Origin of the sequence: Photobacterium sp. WH24, assembly GCF_019204055.1 — a bacterium.
Classification (GTDB): Bacteria; Pseudomonadota; Gammaproteobacteria; order Enterobacterales; family Vibrionaceae; genus Photobacterium; species Photobacterium arenosum.
In genome coordinates this window covers 95,451-110,897 of the sequence record NZ_JAGSOZ010000001.1, presented here as the reverse complement: position 1 = coordinate 110,897, position 15,447 = coordinate 95,451, and the positions used below count along the sequence as shown (strand labels likewise).

Genomic DNA, 15,447 nt, shown 5'->3' with positions numbered 1-15,447 from the left:
GTCCTTCTCGTTATTGTTCCAGATCGCGGAATTTCTCCCGCAAATGATTACGAATACCAATGGCGGTCAGATTCAGACCAATAATGACAGTGACCAGCAGCAAAGAGGTCGCATAAACCAGAGGGCGCGCCGCTTCTACGTTCGGACTCTGAAAGCCGACATCATAGATATGGTAGCCAAGATGCATGAACTTTCGGTCTAAATGCAAATACGGAAACTGTGCATCTATCGGTAACGATGGCGCCATTTTCACAACACCGACTAACATCAGTGGTGCCACTTCTCCCGCCGCTCTGGCCACCGCGAGGATTAACCCCGTCATGATAGCCGGGCTGGCCATGGGGATCACAATCCGCCATAAGGTTTCGGCTTGTGTCGCGCCCAATGCCAGCGAGCCGTGACGAATAGAGGGCGGTATACGGGCCAAGCCCTCTTCGGTTGAGACAATCACCACAGGCAAGGTCAGAATAGCCAGTGTCAGCGCAGACCAGAGAATACCCGGCGTACCAAAAGTCGGCGCGGGTAACTGATCCGAAAAAAACAGCTCGTCAATGGTGCCGCCCACCATATAAACAAAAAAGCCCAGACCAAATACGCCATACACGATAGACGGCACACCCGCCAAATTGATCACAGCCACGCGAATTAAACGGGTAAAGCGGTTCTGTTTGGCATATTCATGAAGGTAGATCGCGGCCAGTACTCCCAAAGGCGTCACAATCACGCTCATCAGCAGTACCATCAGCACAGTGCCGAAAATGGCCGGAAACACGCCCCCTTCGGTGTTCGCTTCACGAGGCGCATCAGTGACAAAGTGACCGAGCTGACGTCCCCAGTGTGCCACTTTTTCAGAGAATGACATATCGTTGGGGTACCAGACGTCCAGTATATCCGCCAGCGGTATCTGTACCTCACGCCCTTCAGCGTCCTTCATCAGCAGCGACTGACCATCCAGTACCTGACGGACTTGTCCTAGCTCGTGCTCAACCTCACGCAGACGAGCCAGCAACTCCCCCCGTCGCGACTCGGACGCTTTATCACTGCTAGCTGCCAGCGACGCCAGTTGACGATTCAGCGGAATATACTGATTTTGCTGTAGTTCCAGTATAGCTTCTTTGGCGGCCTCAGCCTGGCTCAGCCAGTCAGGTAATAAAGCGGCACTGTGACTGCTGCCATTAACCATCACTGCCTGCGGATAACCGTAAAACTTGCCGTTACGCAGCCTGTCAATCACTGCAACCCCATGCGCCACTTCCTTTGACCGGATTTGTGTATCGAGCAGGGTCACAAAGTCTAAATCGGCTAATTCACGGTTGCCGGTTTTGATCAGATAGCGGGCAATGGTCGTATTATCATTGCCCGCCAGCTCATACCCGGCTTCCAGTAACTGCTGGCGGGGCACCTGTTTGGTTTCATAAATTTCACCCACGATCACTTGCTGATGATCAGCCAGACTGACGTCAAACCGATACACCTGTGCCGGCCAGAAGTAACTCAATCCTTTCCAGCCTATCATGAGTAACAAACCCAGCACCGCCAGCAAACTCAGGCTGACAGTACCAGCCGTCAGCCAGATCCAGGGGGAGCCGGAACGCATCCATTTCAACATCTAATCAGTCACACAGCCTCTGCCCCGGTGATCATAGCGACTTGTATTTTTCACGCAGTCGCTGACGCACAATTTCAGCCAGGGTATTGAAGAAAAAGGTAAAAACAAACAGAACAAATGCCGCCAGAAACAGGACACGGTAATGCGCACTGCCGACTTCCGATTCCGGCATTTCTATAGCAATGGTTGCCGACAGCGTACGCAAACCTTCCAGTATGTTCCAGTCCATAATGGGCGTATTGCCTGTAGCCATCAGCACTATCATGGTTTCTCCCACCGCCCGTCCCAGCCCCATCATCACAGCGGAGAAGATCCCCGGGCTGGCGGTTAGCAGGACAACCCGGGTCAGGGTCTGCCAGGGGGTTGCCCCCAGTGCCAGCGAGCCGCTGCTCAGATGCGACGGTACCGAATAAATGGCATCTTCGGCAATGGTGAAAATGGTCGGGATCACCGCAAAGGCCATGGCGATCCCCACCACCAGCGCATTTCTCTGATCATAACCAATCCCCCAGTTATTGGTCAGATAACTGCGTATATCCCCGCCAAAGTAAGCTTGTTCAACCACAGGGCTTAGCGAGAAACAAAGGTAGCCGGCCAGCACCAGCGTTGGCATCAGCAACAAAATATGCAGCCCGGTTGGCATTTTTCGCTGCCAGCCGCCTGGGAGCATAGCCCAACCCAGACCGACAGCCACCATCACCAGAGGCAGCACCAGCACGCTGAGCACTATGCCTATCAAATTATTTTCAACGATAGGCGCCAGCCAGATACCAGCCAGAAACCCCAGAATGACAGTCGGCAGGGCTTCCATGATCTCTATCGTCGGTTTCACCACTTTACGCATCGAAGAAGACATAAAATAGGCGGTATAGATAGCACCAGCCAGTGCCAGAGGAATCGCAAAACACAAAGCGTAAAAAGCCGCCTTCAGGGTGCCGAAAACAACAGGTATCAGGCTCAGCTTAGGCTCACTCTCGTCAGTACCAGAAGTGGACTGCCAGACATAATCCGGTTCCGGGTAACCTTCATACCAGACTTTCTGCCACAGGCTGCTGAAACTCACTTCCGGGTAAGGGTTGGAGACCTTAAATAACTGCCACTGCTGCTCTGAGATCGCCAGCAACCTGTCGGCACGGGGCGAGACAGCCATCAGATCGGGGGGTTGACTGAACAGCCGGGATTCCAGTACAGGAGCAGGTGAATCCGCCATGTAATATCCCGTCAGCCTGCCGCCATCCTGAACAGCGAGAAAGCCTTTGCGGTAATACTCAGGCACCACCAGATGCAGAGCACCTGAATCGGCTGAAAAGGTGCGAGCAGGTATCAGCTGGCGTTGCCCCGTACTCACCACTTCAAACCATTGCGTGACTTTGCCGTCATTACCGGTAATTAACAGCGAATTAGCACCAGAAAGTGCCGTCATGGCGACCGGATCCCCCGCCCCCTGACTGACATCTGTTTGTTGGCGAATCCGCCCTACGGTATGCCGCAGATCAATCACAGTAACTTGTCGGCCATTAAGCACATACACAGTGCGGCCATCCGGCGTCACCACCATATCCGTTACCGGATGCCCGATTGCCGGCATAGCAAGCTGGGTTTCCTGCCACGCCTGTTCACCGGTATCCAGACCACTGCCACGATGGAAAACCTTGGCAACGAGCCGCTGATCCTGTGTGACACCAACCAAAGCCGCGACCTGGCGACGCACTGACACCGCCAGCTGAACCAGAGGCTGCCCCTGAGTATCAAGCTGAATATAAGAGGATGTCAGGGGCTTGCTCATCATCAGCTTACCCTGTCTGATCAGCGGCTTCACCACAGTGACGCCACCTGACTGATCACCATAGGCAAACACGTGCTCGTTAGGCAAAGCCGCAGCGAAGCTGGTCGGGTTAGCCATCACAGCCTGCTGCTGTGTAACCGCTTGCTGTCCCTCACGGGCACTGAGTGCGACCAGGCTGATCTGCCCCTCAGAGGAGAAGTGAAAAGCATGGGTGTTCTGTTCATTGACACGCACTGCAGCGGTTTGTGTCAGCGGAATAGAAAACGACTGAACAGGCGTGATCCTGGCCGGTGCAAACACAGGCACGATCACATAAAGCAGATAGAAAAAGATCAGGACAAGAGTCAGAAGGACAGATATTCCACCGGCAATCACTCCATAACGCGCAAACCTGTCTTTTCGTTGACGGTTACGGTTATTGTCAGTCAAAAATGCACCGGCATCTGCCATTCTCACCCCATGTAAGTTACAAACTGACAAAGTATATGTCTGTTAGATGACAGTAATATTACAGCGACTTGCGGTTTATTGCTGCCCTTTTTATTGTGAGAGACTGATGGAATGACTGACATCAATTTGCAACAAAATTTCCGTATTCTTAATGATTTATGACGGTAGCCGAATTCCGGTGACTCAGTAGGTATCCTGTCTGGACATAATCTGATCGTGGTCAGATAATGAATTTAACCGCTACCAGAAGGAGACGCGACATGAAACACCTTGTCATTACAGTCATTGGTCAGGATCGCCCGGGATTAGTGGGGGCATTATCAGATACTGTTTATCAGCATAAAGGCAACTGGCTGGGCAGCAGTATGAGCAAATTGGCAGGTCAGTTTGCCGGTATTCTTCAGGTCGATATCCCGGAAGAGTCCGTCAAGCCCTTACGGCAGGCTATGTCCAAGCTTGATGGTCTGAACATTCATATCGCCGAGGATACCAAGATCACGGCGCCTCCCGCTCAACTGCAGCAGCTCACAGTCACAGGCAACGACCGCTCAGGCATCGTCAAAGAAGTCACCACTCGCCTTGGCGAGCTGGGGATCAATATTCACAAGCTAAAAACCGACACACACAGTGCACCCAACTGGGGCTACCCCATCTTCACTGCCTGGTTTGAACTTGAAATCCCGGCAGAAGTGGCTGTCTCGACCGTACAGCAGCAGCTGGAAAGTCTGGCCGATGATCTGACAATAGATTTCGAAGAACCCGAAAGTAGTGAAGCGCACTAAAGGGCTGTTGTCCTTTCAAAACTGAAAGACAGGCCGCTCTCTCTGCTGTTGATTCTGATGTTAGGAAAACCATGAGTACTGAACCGCTGTATATTGACAAAGAACTTAGCTGGCTGTCTTTTAATGAACGTGTCCTCCAGGAAGCGGCGGACAAATCAGTGCCGCTGATTGAACGAGTCCGTTTCCTGGGTATTTTTTCCAGCAATACCGATGAGTTTTATAAAGTCCGCTTTGCCGATGTCAAACGACGTATTCTGATCACCCAGGAGCAGAGCGGCAACACCAATGCCAAGCACCTGCTGAGCAAGATCCAGAGCCGGGTTCTGAAAATGAATCAGGACTTCGATACCCTGTATAACGAAATCCTGCTTGAAATGGCCCGCCGCCATATTTTCCTCATCAACGAACAACAGGTCGATGATAACCAGGTTGAGTGGTTGAAACGGTATTTCCGCCACACCATTTTGCCTCACGTGACACCGATTTTACTGACTGACGATATCGATCTGCTGCAGTTTCTCAAGGATGAATATACCTATCTGGCGATCGACATGAAGCAGGGGGACAACAGCCAGTATGCCTTGCTGGAAATTCCGACAGACCAGCTACCGCGATTTATTAAAGTTCCTGAGTCCAAAGGTAAAAACAGAAAAACACTGATTCTGTTAGATAATATTATCCGGCTGTGCCTGGATGATATTTTCAAGGCTTTTTTTGATTACGACAGTCTGGCGGCCTATTCGATGAAGATGACCCGGGATGCCGAGTACGATCTCAGCCAGGAGGTTGACCACGGTATCTTGGAACTGATGTCAGAAGGGCTGAATCAACGCCTGACGGCTATGCCGGTACGTTTTGTCTATCAGCGCGATATGCCGGGGGAGCTGATCGAAAAACTGTGCGGCTTGCTGAAAGTGTCCAGCTACGACAGCATTATTCCCGGCGGCCGCTATCACAATTTCAAAGATTTCATCAGTTTTCCGAACATTGGCCGAAGCTACCTGGAAAACAAACCCTTACCGGCTCTGGACAGTTACCATTTTGTCAGCGCCAGAAATGCGTTTGAAGCCATCAAGGCGCAAGATATCCTGCTGTACTACCCGTACCACAAATTCAACCACATGACGGAATTTGTCCGTCAGGCCGCGTTCGATCCTAAAGTCCGCAGCATCCATATCAATATTTACCGGGTCGCCAAAAACTCGCGCATCATAGATTCTATGATAGATGCCGCCAATAACGGCAAACAGGTCACTGTAGTGGTTGAACTGCAGGCGCGTTTTGACGAAGAAGCCAATATCGAATGGGCCAGACGCCTGACCGAATCGGGTGTGCGTGTCGTGTTCAGCGTACCCGGACTGAAAATTCACTCTAAACTGTGCCTGATCACACGCCAGGAAGACGATGCCATCGTCCGCTACGCACACATAGGCACAGGCAACTTCCATGAGAAAACAGCACGGATTTATACCGATTTCTCGCTGTTCACCGCCGATCCTGAGCTGACCAACGAAGTGCGTCAGGTATTTAGCTTTATTCAGAACCCGTACCGGCCGGTAAAGTTCAATCAGCTGATAGTCTCGCCGCGCAACTCGCGCAGCCGTCTGTATGAACTCATCGACAGAGAAATTGCCAACGCCAAGCAAAAACTGCCGGCAGCCATTACACTCAAGGTAAACAATCTGGTTGATAAGGGACTGATTAACCGCCTCTATCAGGCCAGCAGCGCCGGTGTTCGCATTGATATGATCATTCGTGGCATGTGTTCTCTGGTGCCGGGTATTACCGGTATCAGCGACAACATACGGATCATCAGTATCGTTGACAGGTTCCTGGAACACCCCAGAGTCATGGTGTTCGAAAATAATGGCGAGCCCGAAGTGTTCATCTCGTCCGCAGACTGGATGACACGCAATATCGACAACCGTATTGAAGTTGGCTGCCCGATAAGGCAACCTGAGCTGAAGCAGAAAATCATCGACATACTTAACATCCAGTTCTCAGACACAGTCAAAGCAAGAATTCTGGATAAGTCGATGAGCAACAATTACGTACCGCGCGGTAACAAGCGGAAAATCAGATCGCAAATTGCCATCTACGACTACCTGAAACAGTCTGAAAAAAAGATGCAAAAACAAGCCAGCCAGATAGCTGAAACGATGGCCTCCGAAGAGAATAATGAAAACGCAGCATGATAGAAATTGAGCGTCCCCGCGAAATAGCAGCAATAGATATGGGCTCAAACAGCTTCCATATGGTGGTCGCCCGGGTAGTGGGCCATAGCCTGCAGATTGTCAGCCGGCATAAACAGCGTGTGCATCTGGCTGAAGGACTCAACGACAATATGGATCTGGATCAGGCTGCCATTCAGCGCGGCCTGAGTTGTCTGACAATGTTTGCCGAACGCTTGCAGGGTTTTGCGCCGGAAAACGTCCGCATCGCGGCGACCTATACCCTCAGGCAAGCAAGGAATGCCCATGTTTTCCTAAAACGGGCTGAACGCGTACTTCCCTATCCCATTGAAATCATTCCCGGCACAGAGGAAGCGCGTCTGATTTATCTGGGGGTCGCCCATACACAGCACGAACCGGGCCGCAAACTGGTGGTCGATATTGGCGGCGGCAGTACCGAACTGATTATCGGCGAAGGCTTTGATCCCCAGCTTCAGTACAGCAAACACATGGGCTGTGTGAGTTATAACCAGCACTTTTTCCCCAACGGCAAAATTTCCGCCAAAGCCATCACCAAAGCCCAGATGGCAGCGCTACAGAAAATGGAAAGCATCGCCAGCAAGTATCGCAAAATGGGCTGGGATACGGCCATTGGTTCCTCGGGTACCATCAAAGCCATTCGGGAAGTGGTCATCGCCCAGGGACATGCCGACGGGGTGATCACCAGAGAGCGGCTGGACGAGGTGGTCAAACAGGTTTCCGCCTGCAAACAGAGTTCTGAGTTAAACCTGCCCGGACTGACCGAAGATCGAAAACCGGTTTTTGCGGCAGGTGTCGCCATCTTAAGCGCGGTATTCAGCGCACTGAAAATCGACACTATGATTTTTTCCGATGGCGCGCTGCGTGAAGGGCTGCTGTATGAAATGGAAGACAGGTTCCGTCAAAGTGATATCAGAAGCCGGACGGCCACTGCGATGGCAGCGCAGTATAACGTGGATATCGATCAGGCCAACCGGGTAAAAAACACAGCAGAGCACTTGTACAGCCAGATTGCTGATCCGTCCGCCAGTCATACGCCTGAGCTGGCATCGCTGCTCAGCTGGGGCGCATTACTGCATGAGGTCGGGCTGAGTATCAGCTATCCCGGCTTTCACCGCCATTCCGCGTATCTGTTGCGCCACAGTACTATGCCAGGCTTCAATCTTGAGCAACAGACAGTACTGGCGACCTTAGTGCGCTTTCAGCGCAAACCACTCAAGCTCGATGAAATGCCAGAGCTGACCATTTACAACCGCAAACACATCTATCCGATGATCCGCGCCTTGCGACTGGCCGTCGCCCTGCATGGACAGCGCTCTGATGAGCCGCTGCCAGCACTTACCCTGAGCGCTGATAAAGAAAAATGGCAGCTCACCCTGCCTGATGGCTGGCAGGGTAATAACCGTTTACTGGCGGCCGATCTGGCGAAAGAGCGGGATTACTGGCAAAAAACCGGTTGGGAGCTGTCAATTTCGCCGGAAGAAGAATGTGAATAGACAGGTCAAGCGAAAACCATCGCAGTCTTAGTAACCTACCCAATCCCCGCTTTGGCGGGAATTATCGTTTGAGCCTTTAACAGATACTGAGACTTACTCAGCATCTGCCAGCCCCAGCGCCGCCAGCTCTCTGGCGATCACAGCCGCGGGTAAAGGCACGTAGCCGTCCTTATCCACCAGTTGCTGACCGTCACTGGATAAAATGAACCGCAGGAATTCCGCATCCAGTTTAGGTAAGGGTTTGCCAGGCGCTTTATTAACGTAAATCAGCAGATAACGCGCTAGCGGGTAGCTGCCGTTGGCCGCATTGGCTTTGGTGGCCGCAATAAAAGGACCATCCCCCTGAGCGATAGGCAATGCCCGGATCCCTGAGGTCCGATAGCCAATGCCCGAATACCCTATGGCATTGAGCGAGGTCGATACCGACTGCACCACAGAAGCCGAACCCGGTTGCTCGTTGACATCATTGCGGAAATCGCCGTTGCACAAGGCTTTTTGCTTGAAATAGCCATAAGTGCCTGAGACGGAGTTACGGCCAAAGCGCTGGATATCACGCTGCGCCCAGCGGCCGGTTAACCCCAGCTGCCCCCAATGTGTGATTGGCGAATTGGCACCGCAACGCAAAGTACGGGAGAACACCGCATCCAATTCCCGGTATCGCAGCCCCTGCAAGGGATTATCTTCATGCACAAAGACAGCAAGTGCATCAATCGCAACCCGAACCGCCGTAGGCTTATACCCGTAATTCTGTTCAAAAGCGGTCATTTCCCGGCTCTTCATCGGGCGGCTCATCGGGCCAAGCTGGGCTGTGGCCTCGATCAGTGCGGTCGGCGCGGTGGATGAGCCCGCCGCCTGCACCTGAACGTTCACATTAGGATAGCGCTGCATAAACGCTTCCGACCAGTAAGTCACCAGGTTGGCAAAGGTATCGGAGCCGACAGACGTCAGCACACCGGCTACGCCTTCGACGTTCTGATAAGGAGCAGGCGCCGGCGCATCTTGTGCAAGAGCATGGCCACCACTCAACAGGCTCATCACGCCCAGCCAGCCCCACTTCAATGTCGCCACCCAGCCTTTGTGTCTCATTTACCGCTCTTCTCCTCTGCCGGCCCCCAGGGTCGGCTATATATCATCCCAATCTGAATCAGGCTGCCTTCGCAATCAGGCGCTGCGGCAGCGTAAACGAGAAAGTACTTCCCTCGTCAACCACACTTTCAATTTCGAGAAACGCATCATGGTGACTCAGGGCATGTTTCACGATTGCCAGCCCCAGGCCGCTGCCGCCCGTTTCACGCGAGCGTGCTTTATCAACCCGGTAGAAACGTTCGGTCAGCCGGTGGATATGCTGCGGCTCAATGCCACTGCCGGTATCTGTGACCTCCAGTCGCGGACCTTTAGGCGACAGAAACCAGCGTACCGTCACTTTGCATTCAGGCGGCGTGTGTTTAACTGCGTTATAGACCAGATTCGAAATGGCGCTACGCAGTTGATCGGCATCACCAAAAACCTGAAGTGACTCATCGACATTAAATTCAAAGAGTTGATTTTTATCGCCACTGAGCGAGATGGCCTCTTTTTCGAGCACATCCAGCATGGCGGGTACATCGACTCTGTCTTCCAGCTCCAGATGAGGAGCCGCTTCGATCTTAGACAGGGTCAGTAATTGCTCCACCAGCGAATTCATCCGCGTCAGCTGCTCTGTCATCACGCCGTGGGCTTTTTCCCACATCGGGCCAACCAGCATATCCGGGTCCCGTGACATTTCCAGATAGCCCTGCAGTACTGTCATAGGGGTGCGCAGTTCGTGCGAAACATTGGCAAAAAAGTTGCGACGCATCCCTTCCAGTTGCTTGAGCTGCGAGATATCACGCACCACCATCAGGTATTCACCTTCGGTATAACGCATGATACGTAACTCCAGCGTCCGGTCGTAATTGAGCGGCGAGGTGATTTCCAGCGGATCTTCAAAATCCTGTTTGGCCAGATAGCGGACAAAATCCGGGCTGCGCAGCAGGTTACTGACCGGCTGGCCGGCATCGTCCGGCCAGCGAAGGCCCAACAGATTCTGCGCCAGTTTGTTACACCAGACGATATTGCCCTCGCTGCGAAAAACCACCACCGCATCCGGCAGAGATTCAGCGCCATTGCGAAAGCGGCGGATTAAGGTCGCCAGTTCGCGGCGGCGGCGGCGGTTTCTTTGCTGCAGGCGGTAAATACCGTTAAACAGCGGCTCCCAGCTGCCCGAACCGGATGGCGGAGTCAGGCTGCGATCCGTCCACAGCCAGCGGGACATTTTAAGTTGATGGTGACAGTGCCAGCCCAGCAGAATCCAGCTGGCCGCCAGCAAAAACCAGGGCATGTAACCAAAAATCAGCCCGAGGATAACCCAGGGGAAATAAAAAAAAGCCAGTTCCCGGACCAGCTTTTTCCATGACAAGCGTTCTACCATTCACCTCTCCCGCCAGTAACTGCGGCTTAACCCGGCCGTACAACCAGCTACTGACTCATCGTCCTTTTGTGTGGTCATTACACCCTTGTTGAAAAACGGTATCCGGCACCACGCACCGTCTGTACCATTTTATCGTGTCCGCCACACTCCAGTGCCTTGCGCAAGCGACGGATATGCACATCAACCGTTCTGTCTTCAACATAGACATTGGTGCCCCAGACATTGTTCAGCAGTTGTTCGCGGCTGTATACCCGCTCCTGATGCGTCATAAAGAAATGCAGCATCTTGAACTCTGTCGGCCCCATATCCAGCGGGTCATCATTGGAAGTCACACGGTGTGAGACAGGGTCCAGTTTCAGTCCCTGCACGTCTATCACATCATCCAGTGACGTCGGTGACACACGGCGCATCACGGCTTTCAGACGAGCCATCAGCTCTTTGGGAGAGAAAGGCTTGGTGATGTAGTCATCCGCGCCCACTTCCAGCCCACGTACTTTATCTTCTTCCTCACCACGCGCTGTCAGCATCACAACGGGAATGCTGCGGGTGACCTCATCGCGCTTGAGGTGTTTAATCAGATTGATCCCTGACCCGCCCGGCAACATCCAGTCGAGCAGAATCAGCTCAGGAAAAGGTTCACAGATCTTCTCCAGCGCAGAATCATAGTCTTCTGCTTCAATTGTCTGATAACCTTTTTGTTCCAGCACAAAGCACAGCATTTCGCGGATCGGTGCTTCATCCTCAACCACTAGAATCCGTCTAACCATAATCTCGATACCTAAGTCATAGCTCTCTGTCTGGCGCCATTATCCGAATAAAGTATGACACTTTTGTGACCAAGAGGCGAAAAGCTTCACCCGATTGCTATCAAACTGTCATGATATCCGCGATTTATCCCGCTTAGCCCAGGATCCGTACCCGACTGCGGCCACCGCCCATGGCTTCGACCGCCACCTGGACACCAATGCGTTCCACCAGGGTGCCGACATGGGAGATCACCCCAATCTGGCGGCCATCGGCCTGTAAGGCGTCCAGACAGGCCAGTGCCATTTCCAGGCTGTCAGGATCCAGGGTGCCGAACCCTTCATCGATAAACAGCGAACCCAGCTGGCGGGTATCAGCCGCCAGTGAAGCCAGCGCCAGCGCCAGTGCCAGCGATACCAGAAAGCTCTCCCCGCCGGATAATGACTCAACACTGCGCACTTCATCGCCCATATCATGGTCGACAACCTGCAACGCCAGCGGGCTGCCCGGCACAGGCTGAAGGGCATAGCGCGGCGCCAGATCCTGCAAATGCTCATTGGCCAGAAGTACCAGTTGCTGTAATGTCAGTCCCTGCGCCAGCGTTCTGAATTTATTCCCATTGGCAGAACCTATCAGCTCACTCATTTCCAGCCAGAGTTCAGTACTCGCTTGCTGCTGTTGCAACTGCTGAGTCAGAGTACCGGCCAGTTGTTCGGCCTGCTCCGCCTGCACCACACGCTGTCGCTGGGTAAAATGCTGCTCTTCCAGTGCCTGCTTGTCCGCTTGCCACTGAGCCTGATGCTCACTCTGGCGTTCAGCCTCCGGCGCCATACCCTGCGCGGTCAGCCAGGCTTTGGCGGCATCCACACTGGGCTGATGATCTTTCAGCGACTGCTCCCGCTCGGACAACCGGGTCTGGGCGGCGGCCTGTGCCTGCTCAATCACTCGCAGCGCCGCTTTTTCCTCAGCCAGCCACGCCTCATCCTTGCTTAGCAAGGTCATCAGTTCCTGCTCCGACATCCCCAGCTTCTGATGCCAGCTCTGCCAGCGCTGCAGCACTGAACTGTGCGCTGTTTGGGCCTCTTGTAATTGTTGCTGCGTGCTGTTTAAGGCCGACTGAGTGGCGGCATGGCGCTCACCGGCCTGCCGCTGCTGCTGCTCGCTGGTGCTGAGTGACTGACGGGCCGCTTCCACTACGGCTTTATGCTGCGATTCTATAGGAGTGAGTGCCTGCTCACCCACCAGTGCTTTTCTTTCCTGCCATAGCTGCTCAAGCTGGCTCTTGAGTGCCGCTTGTTTGTTCTTCGCTTCTGCCAGTTGTGTCTGCAGATTCTGAATGCGGGTCAGGCGCTGCGCCAGCTCCGGGGCCAACGCATGCAGCTGTTTGTCTGTGGTGATCAGATCCTGCTGGCACTTAAGGTAATCCTCCGCCTGCCGGGTTAACTGCAGGGTATATTGCTCTTCTCCCTGCTGACGCAAGCCCTCCAGCCAGACCTCGCTGCCGAACTGTTTGTTCAGGGTCTCGGCTCGCTGACCGAGCAGGGTCTGCTGTTCAGCGCACTGCTCTTCCAGCGAGGTCAGTCTGGCTTGCCGGCCTGCTTCTGCCTGAGCTAACTGGTGGATGTCATGCGCGAGTTTGTTTTCAGCCTGTACCACTTGCTGATACTGCTGCTCCAGTTCTCTGGCCTGCCGCAAGTGTAACTGACCGCTTTCATACTGCTGCTGAAGCTGACGCAGTTGCGGGGATAATTGCCCGGCTTCATGTTGCCAGGCAGTCAGCTGTTCACGCAGTGAGGCCAGGGGCATCTGTTCAGTAAACTCAATGTGCAATGCCTTGGCGCAATCGGCTGCCTGAACCGCCATCTTCGCAGCTACCGCAGCGATACTGGCCAGCTCGTCATTGATCACCGCCAGGCGTTGAGTGTATTGCGGTACCAGCTGCGCCAGATGATGGCGTTCACCTTCCAGCGCTTGTAACTGCTTCGCCAGTGCCTGCCGGCGTTGATTATGCTGTTCCAGCACGCTATCGACTGCCGGATGACTGGCGGCATAAGGATGATCAAGCCCGCCGCACAAAGGACATGGCTCATCCTGTTTCAGCAGGCTGCGGTAATCGCTCAGCTGCAGCACGGCCTGACTTTGCTGAAACTGATATTCAGATTCTTCCGCCCGTGCACTGAGCAGACTCAGCTCGGGCACTAATGCCTGCAATTTCTGCTCTGTCTGCAGGCGGGCTGACTCCAGCTCCTGTCGCTCCTGCATCAACCGGCCTTGCTGATCCAGCAAGCCACACCATTCCTGTGTGGCGGCCATCGCCTGACGCAGATCATCAAGACGTTGCTGATGGCGGCGGTAAGCCTGCTGACTCTGCTCCTGCGCCGCGCTCACCTCGTCGACATTCAGCTCAGCCCGCTGTTTTTCCAGCTGTTGCCGCTGTGTCAGCAGGTGCTCACTCTCTTGTTTCAGCTTGCTGTCATTGAGCCGGTATGCCTGCTGCTCCTGCAACACTTGCTGCATGTCTTTTCTGAGCCGGGACAAGGAACGGTGGGCGGTCAGATATTGTTTCAGGTTATCCAGCACAGGCTGGAACTGTTCGGCTACCGCAGCCAGAGTACGATTGTCTTCCAGTTGCTTGGACAACTGCTGGCCCTGCGCCTGCAACTGCTGCTGTGCACTCTGCTGGTGCCGGTATTCCCTGTCTTCCTGCTCCAGTTGCTGTTGCAGCGCCTGAGCATCCTGCACCAGCAGTTGATGTTGCTGCTCCAGCCCCTGTCGCTGTTGATCCAGCATCTGTGCCTGTTTCAGCCTGGGCTCCAGCAGCAGCCAGTCTTGCTGTGCCTGTTCGAGTGAGTGCCGGGCTTGAACTACGGCTTGATCGGCATCCAGTCGCTGCTGCTGATCCTGCGCTAACGCTTGCTGAGCGTCGTTCAGTGAGGCCTGCAAACGGCCGATTTGCTGCACAGACTGGGTCAGCAAAGTAAAGTCTGCCCGCGCCGGCTGGGCTGTCTCAAGCTTAGCCAGATATTCAGTGCGGGGAGTGGCCTGCGTACTGTGTGCGATCGCCTCAGTCAGCGCCTGCTGACTCTGCGCCACCCGCTCCTGCAGCGTTTTCTCTGTGCTCAGCGTCTGATGATGCTGGCTCAGCGCCGCCAGCCGCGAATCAAGCTCGGCCAGTTGGGTTTTCAGGGCAGTGATCTGCGCGTTCAATACCAGTTTTTCATCGTCACTGAGTAAGGCAATATCACCCAGCTTTTCCTGCAGCTGTTGCAGTTTCAGTTTCTCTTCTCTGGCTCTTTCGTAAGCGGCCACCGACAGCCGGCCGTAAATTTCACCGCCTGTCATGCGCTCGAGCAAAGACGCGCGCTCATCAGAAGCCGCTTTCAGAAATGCCGCGAACTCGCCCTGCGGCAACATCACGGCCCGGCGGAACTGCTCAAAGGTCAGGCCGATCAGACGCTCGATTTCCAGCTGCACTTCTTGTTTTTTACCCGCAAACCGCTGCCCGGACTCCAGGTTTTCCAGCCATTGCTCAGAAGGCTGCACGCGCCCTTCCGCATTGCCTCTGGCCCGGCGGACCTGCCAGTGTGCCCGCCAGCGGGAGCCATCATTGGCCTGAAAGTCGACCTCGGAAAACGCTTCCGCCTTGCCCCGCGACAGAATACTGCGGACATCGTTGGCTCTGATGCGGTTCTCATCGTCGCCGCGTCCGATTTCCGCATCATTTTTTTTGTTCGACTGTAAACGCGGGATGCGGTCGTATAACGCCAGACAAATCGCATCCAGTAAGCTTGATTTGCCTGCCCCGGTTTTGCCGGTAATGGCAAACAAACCGGCCTCGCCCAGACGCCCGTTGGCAAAATCAATCTCAAACTGTGTTTGTAAGCTGGCGAGATTTTCGCCCCTCAAAGCCAGAATTTTCAT

Annotated in this window: 9 protein-coding genes; 3 read left to right on the top strand and 6 right to left on the bottom strand. The window is 54.0% G+C overall.

From position 1 onward, the window contains the following. Nucleotides 1-10: 10 nt before the first annotated feature. Nucleotides 11-1,609, bottom strand: a complete 1,599-nt coding sequence (gene pstA, locus KCG43_RS00435) for a phosphate ABC transporter permease PstA (RefSeq protein ID WP_218382760.1) — start codon at nt 1,607-1,609, stop codon at nt 11-13. A 31-nt stretch (nt 1,610-1,640) separates the two neighbouring features. Then, on the bottom strand, nt 1,641-3,845 hold the full coding sequence (locus tag KCG43_RS00430) for an ABC transporter permease subunit (RefSeq protein ID WP_218382758.1): 2,205 nt from the start codon (nt 3,843-3,845) through the stop codon (nt 1,641-1,643). 260 nt (nt 3,846-4,105) lie between these two features. On the opposite strand from KCG43_RS00430, the gene KCG43_RS00425 reads away from it, so the two are divergent. The 3 genes from KCG43_RS00425 (at nt 4,106) to ppx (ending at nt 8,333) form a co-directional block, all read left to right on the top strand. Next, nucleotides 4,106-4,627 carry a glycine cleavage system protein R gene (locus KCG43_RS00425; protein WP_192016963.1) on the top strand — a complete coding sequence of 174 codons (522 nt, stop codon included), beginning with the start codon at nt 4,106-4,108 and terminating at the stop codon, nt 4,625-4,627. Between the two features lie 71 nt (nt 4,628-4,698). Next, on the top strand, nt 4,699-6,822 hold the full coding sequence (gene ppk1, locus KCG43_RS00420; protein WP_192016962.1) for a polyphosphate kinase 1: 2,124 nt from the start codon (nt 4,699-4,701) through the stop codon (nt 6,820-6,822). Continuing rightward, nucleotides 6,819-8,333, top strand: a complete 1,515-nt coding sequence (gene ppx / locus KCG43_RS00415) for an exopolyphosphatase (protein ID WP_192016961.1) — start codon at nt 6,819-6,821, stop codon at nt 8,331-8,333. Before ppk1 ends, ppx begins: the two co-directional genes overlap by 4 nt. Before the next feature lie 93 nt (nt 8,334-8,426). Here the strand turns inward: ppx and KCG43_RS00410 are convergent, their stop codons facing one another. From KCG43_RS00410 to KCG43_RS00395, 4 genes are all read right to left on the bottom strand, one after another. Further along, the gene (locus tag KCG43_RS00410; RefSeq protein ID WP_272872735.1) at nt 8,427-9,368 is read right to left on the bottom strand and encodes a PstS family phosphate ABC transporter substrate-binding protein; all 942 of its coding nucleotides are present in this window, start codon (nt 9,366-9,368) and stop codon (nt 8,427-8,429) included. Between the two features lie 109 nt (nt 9,369-9,477). Then, nucleotides 9,478-10,782: a phosphate regulon sensor histidine kinase PhoR gene (phoR, locus tag KCG43_RS00405; protein ID WP_218382753.1), complete on the bottom strand. Its 1,305-nt coding sequence runs from the start codon at nt 10,780-10,782 to the stop codon at nt 9,478-9,480. A 77-nt stretch (nt 10,783-10,859) separates the two neighbouring features. Then, nucleotides 10,860-11,549: a phosphate regulon transcriptional regulator PhoB gene (gene phoB / locus KCG43_RS00400; RefSeq protein ID WP_046218890.1), complete on the bottom strand. Its 690-nt coding sequence runs from the start codon at nt 11,547-11,549 to the stop codon at nt 10,860-10,862. Nucleotides 11,550-11,682: 133 nt separating this feature from the next. Then, nucleotides 11,683-15,447: an AAA family ATPase gene (locus KCG43_RS00395; RefSeq protein ID WP_218382751.1), complete on the bottom strand. Its 3,765-nt coding sequence runs from the start codon at nt 15,445-15,447 to the stop codon at nt 11,683-11,685.

Excerpts from the sequence above, each read along its gene's own strand:
- pstA (WP_218382760.1), bottom strand. The coding sequence starts at position 1,609 with ATGTTGAAATGGATGCGTTCCGGCTCCCCCTGGATCTGGCTGACGGCT.
- KCG43_RS00430 (WP_218382758.1), bottom strand. The coding sequence starts at position 3,845 with ATGGCAGATGCCGGTGCATTTTTGACTGACAATAACCGTAACCGTCAA.
- KCG43_RS00425 (WP_192016963.1), top strand. The coding sequence starts at position 4,106 with ATGAAACACCTTGTCATTACAGTCATTGGTCAGGATCGCCCGGGATTA.
- ppk1 (WP_192016962.1), top strand. The coding sequence starts at position 4,699 with ATGAGTACTGAACCGCTGTATATTGACAAAGAACTTAGCTGGCTGTCT.
- ppx (WP_192016961.1), top strand. The coding sequence starts at position 6,819 with ATGATAGAAATTGAGCGTCCCCGCGAAATAGCAGCAATAGATATGGGC.
- KCG43_RS00410 (WP_272872735.1), bottom strand. The coding sequence starts at position 9,368 with ATGAGCCTGTTGAGTGGTGGCCATGCTCTTGCACAAGATGCGCCGGCG.
- phoR (WP_218382753.1), bottom strand. The coding sequence starts at position 10,782 with ATGGTAGAACGCTTGTCATGGAAAAAGCTGGTCCGGGAACTGGCTTTT.
- phoB (WP_046218890.1), bottom strand. The coding sequence starts at position 11,549 with ATGGTTAGACGGATTCTAGTGGTTGAGGATGAAGCACCGATCCGCGAA.
- KCG43_RS00395 (WP_218382751.1), bottom strand. The coding sequence starts at position 15,447 with ATGAAAATTCTGGCTTTGAGGGGCGAAAATCTCGCCAGCTTACAAACA.